Origin of the sequence: Serratia sp. NGAS9 (assembly GCF_009905295.1) — a bacterium.
In the GTDB taxonomy this organism is placed as follows: domain Bacteria; phylum Pseudomonadota; class Gammaproteobacteria; order Enterobacterales; family Enterobacteriaceae; genus Serratia; species Serratia bockelmannii.
Window position 1 is genome coordinate 139,260 of sequence record NZ_CP047605.1, and the last position, 22,392, is coordinate 161,651.

Annotated in this window: 14 protein-coding genes; 11 read left to right on the top strand and 3 right to left on the bottom strand. The window is 60.5% G+C overall.

From position 1 onward, the window contains the following. Positions 1 to 43: 43 nt before the first annotated feature. The 6 genes from bcsB to GUC32_RS00655 all read left to right on the top strand — a co-directional run bounded on the left by bcsB (position 44) and on the right by GUC32_RS00655 (position 12,481). Positions 44 to 2,350: a cellulose biosynthesis cyclic di-GMP-binding regulatory protein BcsB gene (gene bcsB, locus GUC32_RS00630; RefSeq protein ID WP_089181522.1), complete on the top strand. Its 2,307-nt coding sequence runs from the start codon at positions 44 to 46 to the stop codon at positions 2,348 to 2,350. 5 nt (positions 2,351 to 2,355) lie between these two features. Continuing rightward, entirely contained in the window at positions 2,356 to 3,468 is a 1,113-nt protein-coding gene (bcsZ, locus tag GUC32_RS00635) for a cellulose synthase complex periplasmic endoglucanase BcsZ (RefSeq protein WP_043142331.1), read from the top strand. Next, on the top strand, positions 3,450 to 6,923 hold the full coding sequence (gene bcsC, locus GUC32_RS00640; RefSeq protein WP_369435484.1) for a cellulose synthase complex outer membrane protein BcsC: 3,474 nt from the start codon (positions 3,450 to 3,452) through the stop codon (positions 6,921 to 6,923). Before bcsZ ends, bcsC begins: the two co-directional genes overlap by 19 nt. A gap of 228 nt (positions 6,924 to 7,151) precedes the next feature. Beyond that, on the top strand, positions 7,152 to 9,158 hold the full coding sequence (gene hmsP, locus GUC32_RS00645; protein ID WP_025304849.1) for a biofilm formation regulator HmsP: 2,007 nt from the start codon (positions 7,152 to 7,154) through the stop codon (positions 9,156 to 9,158). 273 nt (positions 9,159 to 9,431) lie between these two features. Next, positions 9,432 to 10,718 (top strand): dicarboxylate/amino acid:cation symporter, encoded by a 1,287-nt coding sequence (locus GUC32_RS00650; RefSeq protein ID WP_089196399.1) that lies wholly within the window; start codon positions 9,432 to 9,434, stop codon positions 10,716 to 10,718. Positions 10,719 to 10,978: 260 nt separating this feature from the next. Then, the gene (locus GUC32_RS00655) at positions 10,979 to 12,481 is read left to right on the top strand and encodes a pitrilysin family protein (RefSeq protein WP_164100153.1); all 1,503 of its coding nucleotides are present in this window, start codon (positions 10,979 to 10,981) and stop codon (positions 12,479 to 12,481) included. Positions 12,482 to 12,507: 26 nt separating this feature from the next. On the opposite strand, the gene ppiC is transcribed toward GUC32_RS00655, so the two are convergent. Beyond that, positions 12,508 to 12,789: a peptidylprolyl isomerase PpiC gene (gene ppiC, locus GUC32_RS00660; protein ID WP_004934175.1), complete on the bottom strand. Its 282-nt coding sequence runs from the start codon at positions 12,787 to 12,789 to the stop codon at positions 12,508 to 12,510. Positions 12,790 to 12,898: 109 nt separating this feature from the next. On the opposite strand from ppiC, the gene rep reads away from it, so the two are divergent. Then, on the top strand, positions 12,899 to 14,923 hold the full coding sequence (rep, locus tag GUC32_RS00665; protein WP_043142264.1) for a DNA helicase Rep: 2,025 nt from the start codon (positions 12,899 to 12,901) through the stop codon (positions 14,921 to 14,923). A 32-nt stretch (positions 14,924 to 14,955) separates the two neighbouring features. Here rep and ppx read toward each other — a convergent pair whose 3' ends face one another. Further along, positions 14,956 to 16,452 carry an exopolyphosphatase gene (ppx, locus tag GUC32_RS00670; RefSeq protein WP_043142260.1) on the bottom strand — a complete coding sequence of 499 codons (1,497 nt, stop codon included), beginning with the start codon at positions 16,450 to 16,452 and terminating at the stop codon, positions 14,956 to 14,958. A gap of 5 nt (positions 16,453 to 16,457) precedes the next feature. Next, positions 16,458 to 17,744, bottom strand: a complete 1,287-nt coding sequence (gene rhlB / locus GUC32_RS00675; protein ID WP_025304853.1) for an ATP-dependent RNA helicase RhlB — start codon at positions 17,742 to 17,744, stop codon at positions 16,458 to 16,460. Positions 17,745 to 17,875: 131 nt separating this feature from the next. On the opposite strand from rhlB, the gene trxA reads away from it, so the two are divergent. From trxA to wzzE, 4 genes are all read left to right on the top strand, one after another. After that, positions 17,876 to 18,202: a thioredoxin TrxA gene (gene trxA, locus GUC32_RS00680; protein ID WP_025304854.1), complete on the top strand. Its 327-nt coding sequence runs from the start codon at positions 17,876 to 17,878 to the stop codon at positions 18,200 to 18,202. Positions 18,203 to 18,602: 400 nt separating this feature from the next. Beyond that, positions 18,603 to 19,862 carry a transcription termination factor Rho gene (gene rho, locus GUC32_RS00685; protein ID WP_004934188.1) on the top strand — a complete coding sequence of 420 codons (1,260 nt, stop codon included), beginning with the start codon at positions 18,603 to 18,605 and terminating at the stop codon, positions 19,860 to 19,862. Between the two features lie 296 nt (positions 19,863 to 20,158). After that, entirely contained in the window at positions 20,159 to 21,256 is a 1,098-nt protein-coding gene (gene wecA, locus GUC32_RS00690; protein ID WP_025304855.1) for a UDP-N-acetylglucosamine--undecaprenyl-phosphate N-acetylglucosaminephosphotransferase, read from the top strand. Positions 21,257 to 21,283: 27 nt separating this feature from the next. Continuing rightward, complete coding sequence (gene wzzE, locus GUC32_RS00695; RefSeq protein ID WP_033631474.1) at positions 21,284 to 22,336, top strand: ECA polysaccharide chain length modulation protein; 1,053 nt, start codon at positions 21,284 to 21,286, stop codon at positions 22,334 to 22,336. Positions 22,337 to 22,392 lie beyond the last annotated feature (56 nt).

Genomic DNA, 22,392 nt, shown 5'->3' on the forward strand with positions numbered 1-22,392 from the left:
CTCACTCGCCCGGTGAACAGGCTCCAACATTGATGATGATACGATGACGCGAAAAATAACCTGGTTAACTGCTCTGGCCTTAGGCATCAGTACCCTGTCGCAGGCCGAAACCGCCACCGCGCCGACCGTGGCGGCCCAGCCGCCGATCGCCGCGGCGGCCGATACGGCGACCGCGCCACCGCTGGCCACCGCACCGCAGGATCCGAATGCGCCGGTGCGCGACGTATCGCTGTCGTTTGCGCAGATAGCGCCGCCGCCGGGCACCTTTGTTCTGCGCGGCACCCGGCCGGACGGACAGATCGAATTCGGCGTGCGCAGCGATGAGGTGGTCTCGCAGGCGATGCTCGATATGGAGTTTACGCCGTCACCGGCGCTGATCCCGGTGGAGTCGCACGTCAAGGTCTATCTGAACGACGAACTGATGGGCGTAACTACCCTCGCCAAAGAGCAACTGGGCAAGCCCAATCGCATCCAGATGGTGATCGATCCGCGCTATATCACCGATTTTAACCGCGTCCGGCTGGTGTTCGTCGGTCATTATCAGAACATCTGCGAAAACCCGGCCAGCACCTCGCTGTGGCTCGACGTCAGCAAGTCCAGCGCGCTGAAGCTGCGTTTCCAGACGCTGCCGGTGAAAAACGAGCTGTCGCACTTCCCTGAGCCGTTCTTCGACAGCCGTGACAATCGGCCGCTGACGCTGCCGATGGTGTTCGCCGGCCAGCCTGACCTCACCCAGCAGCGCGCGGCGGGTATTCTGGCCTCCTGGTTCGGCAGCAAGGCGCAGTGGCGCGGGCAATCCTTCCCGACGCTGTACAACGCGCTGCCGACGCAGCACGCGGTGGTGTTCGCCACCAACTCGCAGCGCCCGGATTTCCTGCGCGATTATCCGGCGGTCAACGGCCCGACGGTGGAGATGATCAGCCACCCCGACAATCCGTACGTCAAACTGCTGTTGATTCAGGGGCGTGACGACAACGATTTGATCACCGCGGTGAAGGGCATCGCGCAGGGCAACATTCTGTTCCGCGGCCAGAACGTGACGGTGGACAAGGTGGAACAGCTCGCGCCGCGCCAGCCTTACGACGCGCCGAACTGGGTGCGCACCGATCGGCCGATGACCTTCGCCGAGCTGCAGCAATATGCCGAACAGCTGCAAACCAGCGGCATCGAGCCTGGCCCGATTTCGCTGACCATGAACCTGCCGCCGGACCTGTTCCTGATCCGCAGCACCGGCATCGATATGCACCTGAAATACCGCTATACCGCGCCGCGCATTCAGGACGGTTCGCGGCTGAGCGTCAGCCTGAACAACCAGTTCGTGCAGGCGTACTCGCTGGTGCCGGAACACGAACAGGGCGCGCAGCTGCTGCGCCTGCCGTTGACGCAGGGGCTGCTCGACTCCGACAAGAACGTCAATATCCCGGCGCTGCGGCTGGGGGCTACCAACCAGCTGCGTTTTGACTTTGACTACACCACGCTGCTGGCCAGCGGCGCGGAAGGGCGCTGCGAAACCTATTCCTTCACGCAAAACCATGCGGTGATCGACGGTGCGTCTACCATCGATTTCTCCGGCTACCGCCACTTTATGGCGATGCCGGACCTGCGCGCCTTCGCCAACGCCGGCTTCCCATTCAGCCGCCTGGCGGATCTGTCGCAAACGCTGGTGTTGGTGAACCAGAAACCGCAGCCGGCGCAGGTCAGCGCGCTGCTGAACGCGCTGGGTGTGATCGGCGCGCAAACCGGTTATCCGGCGCTGGCCTTCACGCTGAGCGACGACTGGTCGCAGGCCAAGGATCGCGACGACGACATCCTGATGGTCGGCACCATTCCGCCGGCGCTGCGCGACGACAAGAAAATCAGTCTGCTGGTGGACGCGACCCAAAGCTGGGTGAAACAGCCGACGCGGCAGCCGCCGCTGCCGAGTGCGGAAGTGCTGGCAGAGGACACCAAGCCGGACAGCAAGACCACCGTCAGCTCCGAGGGCGCAATGTCGGCGATCATCGGCGTACAGTCGCCGTTCAACGACCAGCGCAGCATCGTGGCGCTGTTGGCGGACAGCCCGCGCGGCTATGAGCTGCTCAACAATGCCCTGCTGGACAGCGGCAAGCGCGCCGCGGTGTTTGGTTCGGTGGCGGTGATCCGCGAATCAGGGGTCAACAGCCTGCGCGTCGGCGATATTTACTATGTCGGCCACCTGCCGTGGTGGGAGCGGCTGTGGTATGCCCTCTCCACCCATCCGGTCCTGCTGGCGGTGATCGCGGTGGTGCTGGTGGTGATCCTGGGGCTGATGCTGTGGCGCGGCCTGAAGGCCTTCAGCCGGCGTCGTCTGGCGCCTGAAGATCGGGATTGACGGCGGTGAGCGCGATGCTGCAACGCCTGTCGCTCGGCATGCTGCTGCTGTGTGCGTTCAGCGCGGCGGCGGTCTGCGAGTGGCCGGGCTGGCAACAGTACAAGCAATTCTACATCAGCCCGCAGGGGCGGGTGATCGATCCGAGCAGTCCGAACAAGATCACCACCTCCGAGGGACAGAGTTACGGCCTGTTCTTCGCTCTGGTGGCCAACGACCGGCCGACCTTCGATCGGCTGTTGGCCTGGACGGAGAACAACCTGGCGGCGGGCGATCTCAGCGCCCGTTTGCCCGCCTGGCTGTGGGGCGAGAGCGACGACAAGCAGTGGAAGGTGCTGGACGCCAACTCGGCGTCAGATGCCGATCTGTGGATCGCTTATAACCTGCTCGAAGCCGGCCGCCTGTGGAAAAGCCGGCGTTATCAAACCCTGGGAACGCTGCTGCTGCAACGCATCGGCCGCGAGGAAGTGGCCGACATCCCCGGCCTGGGCCTGATGTTGCTGCCGGGCAAAGTCGGGTTTGTGGCGGAAGATCGCTGGCGGCTGAACCCCAGCTACCTGCCGCCGCAGCTGCTGGCGCGTTTTGCGGCGCTGAACGGCCCGTGGCGCGCGATGCGCCAGGTCAATCAGCGGCTGTGGCTGGACAGCGCGCCGCACGGCTTCTCACCGGACTGGGTGGTGTGGCGAGTCGGCACCGGCTGGCAGCCGGATACCGTCAAGCCGAACGTCGGCAGCTACGACGCGATTCGGGTCTATCTGTGGGCCGGCATGCTGGCGGACGACGATGAGCATAAGGCGGCGCTGCTCGCACGCTTCCAGCCGATGGCGCAGCTCACCGCCAAACAGGGTGTGCCGCCGGAGAAAACCGATACCGCCAGCGGCAAAACCACCGGTGACGGCCCGGTCGGCTTTTCCGCCTCAATGCTGCCGATGTTGGCGACGCAGGCCGAGGCGCTGGCGACACAGCGGCAACGCATCAGCGAACATCCGCCGGGTGACGACGCTTATTTCAGCGCCTCGCTGACGCTGTTCGGTCAGGGGTGGGATCAACAACGTTATCGCTTTAATCGTCAGGGTGAATTGCAACCCTCGTGGGACGGCCAATGCACAACTTCAAAATAAACTGGCTGAATTTGATTCCGCTGAGCCTGGCGATGCTGCCGCAGGCGCGCGCCGCGGAGGCCGTGGCCCCGGAGCAGTGGCTGCTGGAGCAGGTGCGCATTGGCGAGGCCGGCAACAAGGACGATCTGGTGCGCCAGTCGCTGTACCGGCTCGAGCTGATGGATCCGAATAACCCGGACGTGATCGCCGCGCGCATGCGTTTGGCGCTGCGGCAGGGCAACATGGCGCTGGCGCAACAGCAGTTGGACAAGCTGAAAACCCTCGCGCCGCAGTCCAGCGCCTATCGCCAGGCGCAAATGAACATGCTGCTGACCCAGCCGGAAACCCGGCAAAAGCTGCAGCAGGCGCGCCTGATGGCGACCGCCGGCCGGTTGCCGGAGGCCAAGGCGCAGTACGATGCGCTGTTCCACGGCGAGCCGCCGACGCTCGATCTGGCGGTGGAGTATTGGCGGCTGGTGGCGCGTTTGCCGGGGCAGGAGGCGAAGGCGTTAAAGCAGTTGCAGGCGCTGGACCAGCAATATTCCGGCAACGTGGCGCTGCGCATGTCGCTGGCGCGCATGCTGTTCAGTCAGAATCAGGACGCGCAGGCCTATGAACTGCTGCAGAAGATCGCGGCCGATCCGGCCGGGCGCGGCGATGCCGCCGATCTGTGGCTGGACAAGGTCAAAGCGATGCCGGTCAACGCGCAAAGCGTGGCGGCGCTCAACCGCTTCCTCGGCGTGTTCGATACCGGCGATCAGGCGACCCGCGCCCGTGAAGAGCTGGCCAGACAACAGAAACTGTTGGCCGATCCGGCTTATCAGGCGCGGGTGCGCGGCCTGGCGCAGGTGGATAAAGGTGGCAGCCGGGCGGCCATTCCGGCGTTGCAAAAGGCGCTGGCGGCAGCGCCGAACGACGCCGAGGTGCTGGGCGCGCTCGGCCAGGCCTATTCGCGCGCCGGTAACCGCCCGCAGGCGCTGAAGCTGTTTCGCCAGGCGCTGGCCGCCGACAAGAATGGCTACGGCAGCGGCAAATGGCAAAGCCTGATCAAGAGCACCGGCTACTGGCTGGCGATCGACGAGGGCGACAAAGCGCTCAAGGCAGGCAATCTCGCGCTGGCTCGGCAGAAATATCAGCAGGCGCGCCAGCTCGACGACAGCGACGGCGATGCGTTTATCGGCCTGGGCGATGTGGCGGTGGCGAGCGAGGATGACGCCGCGGCGGAAGGGTTTTATCAGCAGGCGCTGCGACGCGATCCCGGCAACGGCAGCGCGCTGCGCGGCCTGGTGAATATCTATCAACGGCAGTCGCCGGAAAAAGCGCTGGCCTATCTCAGCGGCCTGCCGCGCAGCCAACAGGCCAAGCTGCGCAGCACCTTCGACGGGCTGCGGCTCGACATGTTGAAACAGCAGGCGGAGACGCTGGCGCAGCAGCAACAGTGGCAACAGGCGGTGGAAATTTATCGCCGCGCCCAGGCGATGGATCCCGACGATGTCTGGCTGACCTATCGCTACGCGCAGGCGCTGCGTCAGGCTGGGCAGCCGCAGCAGGCGGACGCTCTGTTCCGGCAGCTGGCGCAGCGCCAGCACGCCAATCCGCAGCTGACCTACGCCTATGCGCTCTATCTTTCCGGCAGCGATCGCGACAGGCAGGCGCTGGCGCAGCTCAATACGCTGCCGGCGGCGCAGTGGAACGACAACATGCGCGAACTGGCGCAGCGGCTGAAAATGCAGGCGACGATCGCGCATGCCGAAGGGCTGCGGGCGGCCGGTGACGAACCGGCGGCGGAAGCCTATCTGCGCCGGCAGCCGGCGGACACGCGCATCGATTTGCTGCTCGCCGACTGGGCGCTGGCGCGCGGGGAGTATGCGGCGGCGCTGGACGACTATCAGCGGGTGAAACGCCGTGAACCGAACAACCCGGATGCGCAGCTGGGCGAGATCGAAGCCTATGTGGCGCAGGGAGATCTTGACGCGGCGCGCCAGCGGCTGAAAACCGAACCGCAGCCGCAAGACGCTTCGCTCAACAGCCAACGGCGGGTTGCCAACGCCTGGAGTGCGGTCGGCGATGCGCAGCAGGCCGACGCGCTCTTCGGCCGGCTGAAAACGGCGGCGGCTTCAGAACCCGTCGGGCAGACCAAGGCGCTGATCTACCGTGACGCCGCCCGTCTGGAGCGGGCTCAGCAACAGCCTGAGCGGGCGCAGCAGGATTTCCGGCAGGCGATGGTGGCCGGCGGCATCACGCCGACGCTGCCGCAGGATAATGACAGCTACACTTATTTGACGCGCAATAACGCGGGCGACGACTGGCTGAAACGCGGCATCCGCTCCGACGCCGCGGATCTGTATCGACAGCAAGACGTGAACGTCACGCTCGATCACGATTACTGGCGCTCGAGCGGCACCGGCGGCATTTCCGACTTCAACGCGCACGACACCATGCTGCAGGTGGACATGCCGCTGTATGACGGGCGCGCCTTCTTGCGCACTGACACCGTGCAGCTGGATGCCGGCCGCTTCTCGACCGACGGCAGCGGCCACTATTACGAGACCTTCGGCACTTGCAACACGCAAGGGTGCCGCGGCGATGAACACCAGAAAACCACTGGCACCAGCGTGGCGGCCGGCTGGAAAAACGATCGCTGGGCCGCCGATATCGGCACGACGCCGATGGGCTTTGAGGTGGTCGACTGGACCGGCGGCCTGGCCTACAGCGGCGACTGGAACCACATCGGTTGGACGCTGGCGGCCTCGCGGCGGCCGATCTCCAGCTCGCTGCTGGCGTTCGGCGGTGCCAAAGATCCGAACACCGGTACCACCTGGGGTGGCGTGCGCGCCACCGGCGTCAGCCTGAGCGCCAGCTACGATCGCGGCGAGGCGAACGGCGTATGGGCCGATCTCAGCGCGCACCAGATTACCGGCAAGAATGTGGCGGACAACCAGCGGCAGCGGTTGATGGCCGGTTACTACTACAAGCTGATCAACGAAGACAATCGCCGCCTGAGCGTCGGGCTCAATACCATGCTGTGGCATTACCAGAAGGATTTGAGTGGTTATTCGCTGGGGCAGGGCGGCTATTACAGCCCGCAGCAATACCTGTCTCTGTCGCTGCCGGTCAACTACCGTCAGCGCACCGAGAACTGGTCGTGGGAGCTGGGCGGTTCGGTTTCGCTGTCCCATTCCAAAACCGACAGCCAGCGCCGTTATCCACTGCAGGGGCTGATCCCGGATTCGTTGCCCGATAAGTTCGCCGTCGAGGACGGCAGCTCCGCGAGCGGCGTCGGTTATACCCTGCGGGCAATCGTCGAACGCCGTCTCAGTTCGCACTGGACGCTCGGCGCCGGCATCGACATTCAACAGGCGAAGGACTATACGCCGAGCCACGCGTTGATTTATCTGCGCTATTCCCTGGCCGGCTGGCAGGGGGATCTCGATTTGCCGCCGCAGCCGCTGACGCCTTACGCCGACTTTAAGTAGTCGGAAGGGGAAAGATTCGGAGTGTCGGACGCCGGGGAGTTTTGTTACCCTGTGTCCGGGTCGTGTTTGTTCGCTTTAGGAAAAGACTGAAACCCGCGATTTTCTTGGTTTTGCCTGCGGCATAGCCAGATAAAAACAGCCGATGATCGAGTATACTCAGCCCGGTTCGAGGGGGCGGGTGAGAGTCAGCCCCCTTTTTGTTTTAGCCCGATTTCACGGAGAGCAGGTTTGCGGGTCAGGCGTTCGTTAACGATTAAGCAGATGGCGACAGTGTCCGGCGTGGCGCTGGTCACGATCTGCATCTTTATCGTGATCCAGTTATTCCACTTTGTGCAGCAGCGCAGGGATGACTACGCCCAGCAACTGGAGAATATCGCTCACTCCGTGCGCCAGCCGCTGGCGGAAGCGGTGCTGCGGATGGACGTGCCGGAAGCCAAAAGGGTGCTGAACACCCTGTTGCCGGTCGGCATTCTCAGCCGGGCGGATATCGTCTTGCCGAACGAGTTTCAGGCGCTGCACGCCAATTTCCCGCCGGAGCGGCCGGTGCCGACGCTGATCGCCCGGCTGTTTGAACTGCCTATCCAAATTTCCGTGCCGCTCTATTCGCTGGAACGGGTGCCGGCCAACCAGCAGCCGCTGGCCTATCTGGTGCTGCAGGCCGATTCGTTCCGCATGTACCAGTTTATCCTCAGCATTTTGTCGACCATGCTGTCGACCTACCTGCTGCTGGCGCTGATCCTGTCGGTGGCCATCACCTGGTGCATGAACCGGTTGATGGTGCACCCGCTGCGCGCGATGGCCAAAGAGCTGGAGAACATCTCGCAGGACGAAGCGCCCTATCACCAACTGATGCTGCCGGCGCTGCACCAGGACGACGAGCTCGGCCTGCTGGTGCGCAACTACAACCGCAATCAACAGACGTTGGCCAAGGCGCATGCCGACATGAGCCGCCTGAGCACCCGCCACCCGGTGACCGAATTGCCAAATCCGGCGTTGCTGAACGCGTTGCTGGAACAGCATATCGCCTCCAGCCTGCGCCCCGAGCGTTTTAACCTGTTGGTGATCGGCATCGAGACGCTGCATGAAGCGTCTGGCGTGATGAGCCCGGCGATGCGTGAAGCGTTGCTGCTGGCGTTGGCGAAGAAGCTGCGCGGCTGCATCGACGAAAACGGCGTGCTGGCACAGCTGAGCAATACCGAATTCGCCATTCTGGCCAAGGGCATCGAGCGGCCGTTCCACGCCATGCAGCTGGCGCGGCGTATCATGGCGGAGATCAACGCGCCGTTGACGCTGGAAGGTTTGGCGCTGCGGCCCAACGCCAGTATCGGCATCGCGCACTACCTCAATCAGGGGGAGAGTGCGGAACAGCTGCTGCGCAGCGCCACCTCGGCGATGATGTCCGCGCACCGCGAAGGAAAAAATCAGATCCTGTTCTTCGAGCCCAGCCTGACGGAACGCACGCAGAAGCGGTTGACCCAGGAGAGCGAGATCTTGCACGGCATCGAGCAGCGGCATTTCACGCTGTTCCTGCAGCCGCAGATCGACATGCAGTCCAACGAGGTGATCGGCGCCGAAGCGCTGCTGCGTTGGCAGCAGTATGACGGCAGCTATACCCTGCCGGCCGACGTTATCCCGCTGGCGGAAGAGCTGGGTGTGATCGTGCCTCTCGGCAACTGGGTGTTGGAAGAGTCCTGCCGCATCCTGGCAGACTGGCAGCAACGCGGCATTGCGCTGCCGCTGGCGGTCAACGTTTCCGGTATTCAGATGCAACATGAGGCGTTTGTTCCGCATCTGAAAAACCTGCTGGCGCAGTATCGGATCGATCCGCGCAAGCTGCTGCTGGAGATCACCGAGACGGTACGCATCGACGATCTCGACCACGCGCTGGCGCTGCTGCGTGAGCTGCACGATCTGGGATTGTCTATCGCGCTAGATGACTTCGGCATGGGCTACTCCAGCCTGGAGTACCTGAACCGGTTGAAATCCCTGCCGATAGATTTGATTAAAATCGACCGCAGCTTCATTCAGGGGCTGCCGGCCGACGATGCGATGGCGCGTATCGTCAGTTCGATCTCCGAAGTGCTGGCGTTACCGGTGATGGCCGAAGGCGTGGAAAACGCCGGGCAGCGCGACTGGCTGCTGCAGCACGGCATTCGCAGCGGGCAAGGATTCCTGTTCGCCCGGCCGCTGCCGCGCGAAGCGTTCGAAGCCGAGTTTTGCCGCGCGGCGCCGTGAGCGCCGCGTGACCTTTCCGGTACTTTTCCCCGTCCGAAAATCGCCATTCTTCATATACCTCTTTTGCGTTAGTGCAAACAAAGGCTTACGCAATTTTCAGCTTTGCACCTCGACTGACGCGTTTCAGCTCTTAAATTCACATCAACCCGCAAGGGCGGGTGCAACAAATTATTTCCATGTTGTTAAGTGGGTGTTATTTTCCGCGCAAGCAATGAACAGGCTGGATTTTTAGACTGCTGCCTGGTGCGTGTCTTCCCCCCATAGGATGTTCATATGAAAACAACGATCTTTAAGAGCCTCTATTTTCAGGTACTGACGGCGATCACGCTGGGTATCCTGCTTGGCCATTTCTACCCTGACCTCGGCGCCGAGATGAAACCTCTGGGCGATGGCTTCGTCAAACTGATCAAGATGATCATCGCACCGGTGATCTTCTGCACCGTGGTGACCGGCATCGCCGGCATGGAAAGCATGAAGGCGGTGGGGCGCACCGGCGCCATCGCGCTGCTGTATTTTGAAATCGTCAGCACCATCGCGCTGATTATCGGTCTGGTGATCGTCAACCTGGTGCAACCGGGCGCCGGCATGAACGTCGATCCCGGCACGCTGGACGCCAAGGCGGTGGCGGTCTACGCCGAGCAGGCACAGCAGCAGGGCATCATTCCGTTCCTGCTGGACATCATCCCCGGCAGCGTGATCGGCGCGTTCGCCAGCGGCAACATTCTTCAGGTGCTGCTGTTCGCGGTACTGTTCGGCTTCGCCCTGCATCGTCTGGGCGACAAAGGGCAGCTGATCTACAACGTGATAGACAGCTTCTCGCGGGTGATTTTCGGCATCATCAACATGATCATGCGCCTGGCGCCGCTGGGGGCCTTCGGCGCTATGGCGTTTACCATCGGTAAATACGGTGTCGGCACCCTGGTGCAACTCGGCCAACTGATCGTGTGCTTCTATATCACCTGCATCCTGTTCGTGGTGGTGGTGCTGGGCAGCATCGCCCGCGCCAACGGCTTCAGCATCTTCAAATTCGTCAACTACATCAAAGAAGAGCTGCTGATCGTGCTGGGGACCTCGTCGTCCGAATCCGCGCTGCCGCGCATGCTGGATAAAATGGAGAAGCTGGGCTGCAAGAAATCAGTGGTGGGTCTGGTTATTCCGACCGGGTACTCCTTCAACCTGGACGGCACCTCTATCTACCTGACCATGGCCGCGGTGTTTATCGCGCAGGCGACCAATACCCACATGGACATCATGCATCAGATTACCCTGCTGGTGGTGCTGCTGCTTTCCTCCAAAGGGGCGGCGGGTGTCACCGGCAGCGGCTTTATCGTGTTGGCCGCCACCATCTCCGCCGTCGGCCACCTGCCGCTGGCCGGCCTGGCGCTGATCCTCGGCATCGACCGCTTCATGTCGGAAGCCCGTGCGTTGACCAACTTGGTGGGCAACGGGGTGGCGACCGTGGTGGTGGCAAAATGGTGTAACCAGCTGGATGAAAAACAGCTGAAAGACACGCTGAACAACAAAAACTCCGGCGCGGACAAAACGCTGCCTTCCGCCTGATATCGGCGGTAAATCACCGGCCGCATCCGCGGCCGGTGAGGTTCTTCCTCTGCCTCGTAACGATTTTTTGCATTAAAAACCCCGCAATCCATTATTTTTCACTCTAATGAGTGACATCCGCAAAGGCGCGCGGTCTAACACGGTGGTACACTTTCTGCTTTCCGCCCCACCGTGAAACTCAGGGCGTATTTTTATGATTCCATTGAATGGAATACACGCATTTGCATAAGAAATTGGATAGTCATTAAGTAGGGGTTCACATGCAGGGCACCAGAATTCATCTTATAGTTGGTGGGTTGCTATTGGCTGCAGCCAGTAGCAGCGTGCAGGCTGAAGCACTACAACCCGACCCTGCCTGGCAGCAGGGGGCGTTGGCCAACGGGTTTTCATGGCAGATTCTCGATACGCCGCAGCGGCCGAGTGACCGCGTTGAACTGCGGCTGATCGTCAATACCGGCTCTTTGGTGGAGTCTTCTCAGCAGACCGGCTTTGCCCATCTGCTGCCGCGGCTGGCGTTGGCGCGTAGCGAAAGCTTCACGGCCCCGCAGCTGCGCGCCCTGTGGCAGCAGAGCGTGGACAACGAGCGGCCGCTGCCGCCGGCTATCATCTCGTATGATTTCACCATGTATAACCTCAGTCTGCCGAACAACCGGCCCGACCTGCTGAAAGAAGCGCTGGCCTGGCTGGCAGATACCACCGGCAAATTGGCGATCGACGAGCATACGGTGCATGCGGTGATGAATTCCAGCATCAATCCGGTCGGCACTTTCCCGCCTAATACCCAAGACGTCTGGTGGCGTTACCGCCTGAAAGGCTCGACGCTGCTGGCGCACGATCCGGCGCAGCCGGCAAAACGGCCGGTCAACCTCGAGCAGCTGAAGAAATTCTACCAACAGTGGTATACCCCGGATGCCATGACGCTGTTCGTGGTCGGCAAGGTTGACAGCCGCAGCCTGGGCGAGCAGATCAACAAGGCGTTCTCGCCGCTGCAAGGCAAACGTGAAACCCCGGCCCCGATGCCGACGCTGACACCGCTGCCGCAGCAGCCGGTGAGCCTGATCAGCGAGCAGGTGAAACAGGATACGCTGTCGATCATGTGGGATTCGCCGTGGCACCCGATTCGCGATTCGCAGAGCCTGCTTCGTTACTGGCGTGGCGATCTCGCCCGCGAGGCGCTGTTCTGGCATCTCCAGCAGACGCTGGAAAAAAGCGAACAGAAGAGCCTGCATCTGGGCTTTGACTGCCGCGTGCAGTATCAACGAGGGCAGTGCGCCATTCATCTGGATACGCCGAACAACAATCTGAACGGCAGCCTGGGCTTTATTGCCCGCGAGCTGGCCAACGTGCGTGACAACGGCCTGTCGAAAGAAGAATTCGATGCGCTGCTGGCGCAGAAAAACGATCAGCTGAGCAAGCTGTTCGCGACCTACGCCCGTACCGACACCGATGTGCTGATGAGCCAGCGTCTGCGCTCGCAACAGAGCGGGGTGGTGGATATCGCGCCGGAGCTGTATCAGAAGCTGCGCCAGGAGTTCCTGTCCAGCCTGACGCTGGAGACGCTGAATCAGGCGCTGAAGCTGCAGCTTTCTCAGGAGGCGACGCTAGTGCTGATGCAGCCGAAGGGCGAGCCGGAAATGAGCATGAAGCAGCTGCAGGAAACCTATGACGGCATCATGATGCCGGCGCCGGCGGTGGTGACGGAAGACGCCAAGCCGGCCGACGCCGCGGTGGCAGCGCCGGCGACGGACGCCAGCGCGCAGTAATTCGCCGCAGGGGGGCTCAGGCCCCCTCAGTTGCGGTACAGCACCTTGATGATGTGGTAACCGAACTGGGTTTTGACCGGGCCGTAAGGTTTGAGCAGCGGGATGCTGAACACCGCTTTATCGAACGCCGGCACCATCGCGCCTTTGTTGAACTCGCCCAGCGAGCCGCCGTTGCGTTTTGACGGGCAGCTCGAGTATTTGCGCGCCAGCGTGTCGAAGCTGACGCCGCGCTTCAGCTTGGCCAGCAGCTCGTTGGCCAGCTTTTCATTGTCTACCAGAATGTGCAGGGCGCACGCCGTTTTTGCCATGGTATTGCCTTTGTCGATGCGAAAATTGCGCTGATTATACCCGCTAAATCTCGTCGGCGCTTTCTGCTACAATTCCCTTCCACGTTTTACAGCCGAGCAAGCCAGCACCATGCGATTAAACCCCAGCCAACAACAAGCCGTCGAATTCGTTACCGGGCCCTGCCTGGTGTTGGCCGGTGCCGGTTCCGGCAAGACGCGCGTTATCACCAACAAGATAGCCCACCTGATCCACCACTGCGGCTACCAGGCGCGGCACATCGCCGCCGTGACCTTTACCAACAAGGCCGCGCGCGAGATGAAAGAGCGCGTGTCGCAAACCCTGGGGCGCAAAGAGGCGCGCGGGCTGATGATTTCCACCTTCCATACCCTGGGGCTGGAGATCATCAAGCGGGAATACGTGGCGTTGGGGATGAAATCCAACTTCTCGCTGTTCGATGACCAGGATCAGCTGGCGCTGTTGAAAGAGCTGACCGAAAAGTGGCTGGAAAGCGATAAAACGCTGGTGGCGCAGCTGATTTCGACCATCTCCAACTGGAAAAACGACCTGATCGATCCCCAGCGGGCGGCGGAGCTGGCGCGCTCGGAGCGCGACAAGCTGTTCGCCCACTGCTACGGCCTGTACCACGCCCATATGCGGGCGTGCAACGTGCTGGACTTCGACGACCTGATCCTGTTGCCAACGCTGCTGTTGCAACGCAACGAAGAGGTGCGCGAACGCTGGCAGCAGCGCATCCGCTACCTGCTGGTGGATGAATACCAGGATACCAACACCAGCCAGTACGAGCTGGTGAAGCTGTTAGTGGGCAACCGCGCGCGCTTTACCGTGGTGGGTGACGATGACCAGTCGATCTACTCCTGGCGCGGCGCGCGGCCGCAGAACTTGGTGCTGCTGAAGGAGGATTTCCCGGCGCTGCAGGTGATCAAACTGGAGCAAAACTACCGTTCCAGCGAGCGCATTCTGAAGGCGGCCAATATCCTGATCGCCAATAACCCGCACGTGTTTGAAAAACGGCTGTTTTCCGAGCTGGGGTATGGCGAAGAGCTGAAAGTGGTGACCGCCAACAACGAGGAGCACGAAGCCGAGCGGGTGGTGGGGGAGCTGATCGCCCACCACTTCGTGAAAAAGACCAACTACGGCGACTATGCGATCCTGTACCGCGGCAACCACCAGTCGCGGGTGTTTGAAAAGATGCTGATGCAGAACCGCATTCCGTACAAGATTTCCGGCGGCACCTCGTTCTTCTCGCGCCCCGAGATCAAGGATCTGCTGGCCTACCTGCGCGTGCTGACCAACCCGGAGGACGACAGCGCCTTCCTGCGCATCGTCAATACCCCCAAGCGCGAGATCGGCCCGGCGACGCTGCAGAAGCTCGGCGAATGGGCCAACCAGCGCAATAAGAGTTTATTCCACGCCAGTTTCGATCTGGGGCTGAGCCAGCACTTGACCGGGCGCGGGCTGGAATCGTTGCAGCGCTTCACCCATTGGCTGGGCGGCATCGCTCAACAGGCGGAGCGTGAGCCGGTGGCGGCGGTGCGCGATCTGATCCGCGGCGTGGATTATGAAAGCTGGCTGTTTGAAACCTCGACCAGCCCGAAGGCCGCCGAAATGCGGATGAAGAACGTCAACACGCTGTTCGGTTGGATGACGGAGATGCTGGAAGGCAACGATTTGGACGAGCCGATGACGCTGACCCAGGTGGTGACGCGCTTCACCCTGCGCGACATGATGGAGCGCGGCGAAAGCGAAGAAGAACTGGATCAGGTACAGCTGATGACGCTGCACGCCTCCAAGGGGCTGGAGTTCCCTTACGTGTTCCTGGTGGGCATGGAAGAGGGCCTGCTGCCGCACCAGAGCAGCATTGACGAAGACAATGTCGACGAAGAGCGGCGTCTGGCCTATGTGGGGATCACCCGCGCGCAAAAAGAGCTGATCTTCACCCTGTGCCGCGAGCGCCGTCAGTACGGTGAGCTGGTGCGGCCGGAGCCGAGCCGCTTCCTGCTGGAGTTGCCGCAGGACGATTTGGCGTGGGAAACCGAGCGCAAAGTGGTAAGCCCGCAGGAGCGGATGCAGAAAGGGCAGAGCCATCTGGCCAATATCCGCGCCCAGCTGGCCAAGGCCAAAGGCGGGAATTAAAAAGACAGGGCGCTCATCGCGCCCTGGTCATTTCAACGTTGTTCTTCCAACCGCAGCGTCCAGTGGACGTAGCTCTGCCAGTGGCTTTCCTGCTCCAGCGCCTCGGCGCGCAGCGGATGCTGTTCCAGCCACCCCGGCGGCAAAATCACCGTCAGTTCATCGTCCTGATTGGCGCGTAAACGCACCGCCGGCAGCGTGTCGTCGCGGCGGCGGCTGGCGAAGATGATCGCCAGGCGCAAAATGCGGCACAGACGCTGCGCGGTGCGCGGCGGCAGGGCGTTTTGCTGGTTCAACAGCGACAGGTCGAGAGGGTTGCTCTGGTTTTGCAGCAGGGTGGCCAGCAGTTTTTTCTGCGCCGGGGTAAAGCCGGGTAAGTCCAGATGGCGGATCAGGTAGGCGGCGTGTTGCGGCGCCTGCTTGAAATCGACGCTGAGGCCGAGTTCGTGGATCAGGCTGGCGCTGTGCAATAGCTCGCGACATCGTGCGTCCAACTGCCATTCGTTGGCGACCTGCTGCGAGAAATTGGCGGCGAGCTGGCTCACGCGTTCGGCCTGCTCGGTATCGATCAGGTAACGGCGCTGCAGGTTGCGGATGGTGCGGATGCGAATATCCTGCTCCACCGGCAGATGCAGCATGCCGTAAACCAGGCCTTCACGCAGCGCTCCGCCGGCCAGCATCATGCTCTCGATGCCGAGCTCCTGGAAAATGGCCAGCAGAATGGACAGGCCGCTCGGGAAGACCAGCGCGCGCTCCAGCGTCAACCCTTCGATCTCCAGCTCTTCCAGCTTGCCGCACTGAATGGCACGCTGTTTCAACTGGCGCAGCTTGGGCAGGGTGATGCGTTCATCCATGCCTTGCGCCACCATGATCTCCTGCAGCGCTTGCACGGTGCCGGAAGCGCCGACGCAGATCTGCCAACCTTGCTGGCGCAGCTGCGGTGCGATCGGCCGCACCATTTCGCGCGCGGCCTGTTCGGCGCGCTCGAAGTTTTCTTGCCCGAGGTTGCGGTCGCTGAAGTAGCGCTCCAGCCAGGTAACGCAGCCCATCGACAGGCTATACAGCTGCGATGCCTGTGCGCCGGTGCCGGTGACCAGTTCGGTGCTGCCGCCGCCGATGTCGACGACCAGCCGCTGATCCGGCCCGCCGGTGGTGTGCGCGACGCCGTGATAAATCAGCCGTGCCTCTTCTTCGCCGCTGATCACCTGCACCGGGCAGCCGAGGATTTGCTCGGCGACCTGCAGGAACTCATCGGCGTTGGACGCCAGGCGCAGCGTGGCGGTGGCGACGACGCGGATCTGCTCGCGCGGAATGTCCTGCAGGCGTTCAGAGAACAGCCGCAGACACTGCCAGCCGCGCTGCATGGCCTCATGCGACAGGTGATTGTGCTGATCCAGCCCGGCCGCCAGGCGCACCTTGCGCTTGATCCGCGCCAGAGTCTGAATGCTGCCGGCTACCTCGCGCACCACCAACATGTGGAAGCTGTTGGAGCCGAGGTCGATGGCAGCATAAAGCGTGCTGGAGCTGAGCATGGCGATCAGCTCGGGCGTTTACGGTTGCTGCGCGGCGCGCCGCCGCGACGAGGCGCGGAGTTGCGACGTGGGCCGTTGCCGCCGCGCGGACGCGACAGGCGCTTCGGCGCCGGCAGATCGGTCAGCAGCGCATCGCTGTTGTACTTGCTCACCGGAATGCTGTGGTCGATATAGGTCTCGATCGCCGGCAGGTTGAGCGCGTACTCTTCACACGCCAGGCTGATGGAGTGGCCGCTGGCGCCTGCTCGGCCGGTACGGCCGATGCGGTGCACGTAGTCTTCGCAGTCGTCAGGCAGATCGTAGTTGAAGACGTGCGTGACGGCGGGAATGTGCAGACCGCGCGCGGCGACGTCGGTGGCGACCAGGATATCCAGGTTGCCCTTGGTGAAATCGTCGAGGATGCGCAGGCGTTTTTTCTGCGCCACGTCACCGGTCAGCAGGCCGACGCGGTGACCGTCGGCGGCCAGATGGCCCCAGATGTCTTCGCAGCGGTGCTTGGTGTTGGCGAAGATGATGGCGCGATCCGGCCACTCTTCTTCGATCAGCGTCTGCAGCAGACGCATTTTTTCTTCGTTGGACGGGTAGAACAGCTCTTCTTTAATGCGGTGGCCGGTTTTCTGTTCCGGTTCCACTTCAACATATTCGGCGTTGTTCATCTGCTCGAAGGCCAATTCGCGTACGCGATAGGACAGGGTAGCGGAGAACAGCATGTTCAGGCGTTGATCGGCCGTAGGCATACGGCGGAACAGCCAACGGATGTCTTTGATAAAGCCAAGATCGTACATGCGATCGGCTTCATCCAGCACGACAACCTGCATCGCGCCGAGATCGACATAGTTCTGCTTGGTGTAATCGATTAAACGGCCGGTGGTGCCAATCAGAATGTCCACGCCGCTTTCCAGCACTTTCAGCTGTTTGTCGTAGCCGTCGCCGCCGTAGGCCAGGCCCAGTTTGAGGCCGGTGCTCTGGGAGAGCGCTTCAGCATCGGAGTGGATTTGCACCGCCAGTTCACGCGTAGGCGCCATGATCAAGGCGCGCGGCTGATTGGTCTGGCGATCCTGTTTCGCCGGGTGAGTCAGCAAATAGTGAAAAGTAGACGCCAAAAACGCCAGCGTCTTTCCGGTACCGGTTTGCGCCTGACCTGCAACGTCACGCCCGGAGAGCGTGAGCGGCAATGCTAACGCCTGGATAGGCGTGCAATTGTGAAACCCTTTTTTCTCAAGGGCTTCAAGGACTAACGGGTGCAGGGCGAAGTCGGAAAACTTCTGTTCGGTCAAGTGTGTTTTGCTCATAGTGTGGTAGAATATCAGCTAACTATTGCTTTACGAAAGCACATCCGTTGAAATAAACGCGGTGCAATAAAATCACCTTGAGTTGGTTAATGCTACACCAACAAGGTAGACATAATCCTGTGGAGTAGAACATGAGCGATAAAATTATTCACCTGACTGACAGCAGCTTCGAAGCCGATGTGCTGAATGCGGAAGGGCCGATCCTGGTCGATTTCTGGGCTGAATGGTGTGGGCCGTGCAAGATGATTGCTCCGATTCTGGATGAGATTGCCGAAGAGTTCGAAGGCAAACTGACCATCACCAAGCTGAATATCGATCAGAACCCGGCTACCGCGCCTAAGTACGGTATCCGTGGCATCCCTACGCTGTTGCTGTTCAAGAACGGTGAAGTGGCCGCGACCAAGGTTGGCGCGTTGTCTAAAGGTCAGCTCAAAGATTTCCTGAACGCGAATCTGTAATCGAGCGGGAAGCCCAGTATCAGGTGCCTGGCGGTGATGTTCAATTCACCGCTAGACGCCTGCCAAGAAGCGTGTTAAGTTTAACCACACTGCATATAGAACTTGCCCGAAGTTTTAAATCTAAAGAGTTTGAATCTAAAGCTATACTCTGTGTCGAACCACTGGCGTTGAAAGTAAACTGAACTCAGCCCGTGTTTTGGCAATCAAACGGTTTTGCAAAAATCATTTTTAAGGTACCTTCGATCTTCAACCGTCAATGCGTGCGCCCGATGTAAGCCATTTCTTACCGCGACGGCTCTGCGCCCGGTGATCGAACGTCCAGTAAACAGGCACGCATCTCGCTGCCATACCATTCACGATACAAGTTCGAGACATACCCCGAGTTTAAGAACCCACCACTATGAATCTTACCGAATTAAAGAATACGCCGGTTTCTGAGCTGATTACTCTCGGCGAAAATATGGGGCTGGAAAACCTTGCCCGCATGCGCAAGCAGGACATTATCTTCTCCATTCTGAAGCAACATGCGAAAAGCGGAGAAGATATCTTCGGCGACGGCGTGCTCGAGATATTGCAGGATGGATTCGGTTTCCTCCGCTCTGGAGACAGTTCCTACCTCGCCGGTCCCGACGACATCTATGTATCCCCTAGCCAAATCCGCCGCTTCAACCTCCGCACAGGTGACACCATTTCCGGTAAGATTCGTCCGCCAAAAGAAGGCGAGCGCTATTTTGCCCTGTTGAAAGTCAACGAAGTCAACTACGACAAGCCGGAAAACGCCCGCAGCAAGATCCTGTTCGAGAACTTGACGCCGCTGCACGCCAATTCCCGTCTGCGGATGGAGCGCGGCAACGGCTCGACCGAAGACCTGACGGCGCGCGTACTGGACCTGGCGGCACCGATTGGCCGCGGCCAGCGTGGCCTGATCGTGGCACCGCCGAAAGCCGGTAAAACCATGCTGCTGCAGAACATTGCGCAGAGTATCGCTTACAACCACCCAGACTGCGTGCTGATGGTGCTGCTGATCGACGAACGTCCGGAAGAAGTGACCGAGATGCAGCGCCTGGTGAAAGGTGAAGTGATCGCATCGACCTTCGACGAACCGGCTTCGCGCCACGTGCAAGTGGCCGAAATGGTAATCGAGAAGGCCAAACGCCTGGTTGAGCACAAGAAAGACGTGATCATTCTGCTTGACTCTATCACCCGTCTGGCGCGTGCCTACAACACCGTGGTACCGGCTTCCGGTAAGGTGCTGACCGGTGGTGTGGACGCCAACGCCCTGCATCGTCCGAAGCGTTTCTTCGGTGCGGCACGTAACGTGGAAGAGGGCGGCAGCCTGACCATCATCGCGACCGCGCTGGTTGATACCGGTTCGAAGATGGACGAAGTGATCTACGAAGAATTTAAAGGTACCGGCAACATGGAATTGCACTTGGCGCGTAAAATCGCCGAGAAACGCGTATTCCCGGCGATCGATTACAACCGCTCCGGTACCCGTAAAGAAGAGCTGCTCACCACCTCCGAAGAGCTGCAAAAAATGTGGATCCTGCGCAAAATCATTCACCCGATGGGTGAGATTGACGCGATGGAGTTCCTCATTAATAAGTTGGCGATGACTAAAACCAACGATGAATTCTTCGATATGATGAAACGCTCATAATTCGTTAAAAAATTCGCTGAACGCCACGCCTAGTCGTGGCGTTTTTCGCTTTTGGCGGATACGATAAGTAGCAGTAATGGAAAAGTAAGTTGTTTCCTCGACTTATTGAGAATTCATCTTGTTTGTCGGTCGGCGTTGCGTCGGTCGGCTTTGCTGCTGTCGTTTTGTCAGCCGATGCGAAGAAAATAGGCATGAATCACCGTTGTCATAGGAAATGACCGAAAGGTGGCGGGGGCCGATGGCACAAGCTATTGCCCGTGGTAAGCTGCCTTATCTTCTACAGAGATCTGTTAACTGTGAACTTACTCACTATGAGTACTGAAATTCTATTTGTTTTCCTGTTTTCTTTGGCTTTTCTCTTTGTTGCCCGCAAGGCGGCAAAACGTATTGGTCTGGTAGATAAACCCAATTATCGCAAACGCCATCAGGGGCTGATTCCTCTGGTCGGCGGTATTTCCGTTTATGCCGGATTGTGCTTCGCATTTTGGATCTCCGAACAGCCTATCGCGCACGCCAAGCTTTACCTCACCTGCGCCGGCATTCTGGTGTTTGTGGGCGCGCTTGACGATCGTTTTGACATCAGCGTTAAGATCCGCGCCCTGGTGCAGGCGTTGGTCGGCATCGCCATGATGGTGTTCGCCGGTCTGTATCTGCGCAGCTTCGGCCATGTGCTGGGCGACTGGGAGATGTTGCTGGGGCCGTTCGGCTATTTGGTGACGCTGTTCGCGGTATGGGCGGCGATCAACGCCTTCAACATGGTCGATGGCATTGATGGCCTGCTGGGTGGGCTGTCATGCGTTTCCTTCGGCGCGCTGGGTCTGTTGCTGTACCTGAGCGGTCACCATGAGATGGCGTTCTGGTGCTTTGCGATGATCGCCACCATCGTTCCCTATATTTTGCTCAACCTCGGCATCCTCGGCCGCCGTTATAAGGTGTTCATGGGGGATGCCGGCAGTACCCTGATCGGCTTTACCGCCATTTGGCTGCTGTTGCAAAGCTCGCAGGGCAAGGCACACTCGATTAACCCGGTGACTGCGCTGTGGATCATCGCTATTCCGCTGATGGACATGATAGCAATCATGTATCGTCGTTTACGCAAGGGGATGAGCCCCTTCTCTCCCGATCGTCAACATATTCACCACCTGATCATGCGCGCCGGCTTTACGCCACGGCAGGCTTTCGTATTGATCACCCTGGCGGCCGCATTGCTGGCGGCGGTGGGCGTGATCGGCGAACGCCTGACTTTTATCCCTGAGTGGGTTATGTTGGCATTATTCTTGCTTGCTTTCTTCCTGTACGGTTACTGCATCAAGCGCGCCTGGCGGGTTGCGCGGTACATTAAGCGTATCAAGCGCCGGCTGCGGCGTTCGGGCGATAACAAGCAAGTACCTTAACCAGAGACCAGAGGCTTTTTGGCTGTGATGAATCCAGAAACAACGTCTGACAAGCATACCCCGGCGGTGGATAACGAACTCGATATCCGCGGCCTGTGCTGCACCCTGTGGCGCGGCAAACCGTGGATAATCGGCATTGCGGTGCTGTTCGCGGCGGTCGCGCTGATCGTCTCTTATCTGGTTAAGCAAGAATGGAGCGCGACCGCAATCACCGACAAACCCACGGTGAATGCGCTGGGCGGTTACTACTCCCAGCAACAGTTCCTGCGCAATCTGGATGTGCGCACGTTGCCGGCGACGGCGGGCGATCAGCCGAGCATCGCGGATGAAGCGTACAATGAGTTCATCATGCAACTGGCGGCTTACGATACGCGTCGCGATTTCTGGCTGCAGAGTGATTATTACAAGCAACGTCAGGAAGGGGATGCCCGCGCCGATGCGGCGCTGCTCGACGAGCTGATCAACAACATCCTGTTCACGCCGCGTGACGACAAAAAAGTCCCGAACGACGGCGTGAAGCTGACGGCGGAAACCGCCGCGGACGCCAACCGCCTGCTGCGTCAATACGTGGCTTTCGCCAGCCACCGTGCTGCTCTGCACCTGAACGAAGAGATCCAAGGGGCATGGGCCGCTCGCACCACCTCGATGAAGGCGCAGGTCAAGCGTCAGGAAGCGGTGGCAGAGTCGGTTTACAAGCGCGAGCTGAATACCACGCAGCAGGCGCTGAAAATCGCTGAAAGCCAGGGGATTAGCCGCACGCAAACCGACACGCCGGCCGAGCAACTGCCGGATTCGGATCTGTTCCTGCTGGGCCGGCCAATGCTGCAGGCACGTCTGGAAGGCCTGCAGGCCTCCGGCCCGACCTACGATCTGGATTACGATCAGAACCGCGCGATGCTGGCGACGCTGAACGTTGGCCCGACGTTGGATGAGAAGTTCCAGACCTATCGTTATTTGCGCACGCCGGAAGAGCCGGTAAAACGTGACAGCCCACGCCGGGTATTCTGGCTGATTCTGTGGGGCGCGATGGGCGCTTTGGTTGGCGCGGGTGTTGCCTTGGCGCGTCGGCCGCGTAGTTAAAAAATAATATAATAATCTGATGCAGGCGCGTGAGCTCCCCATTCGCAGGCGGTGCC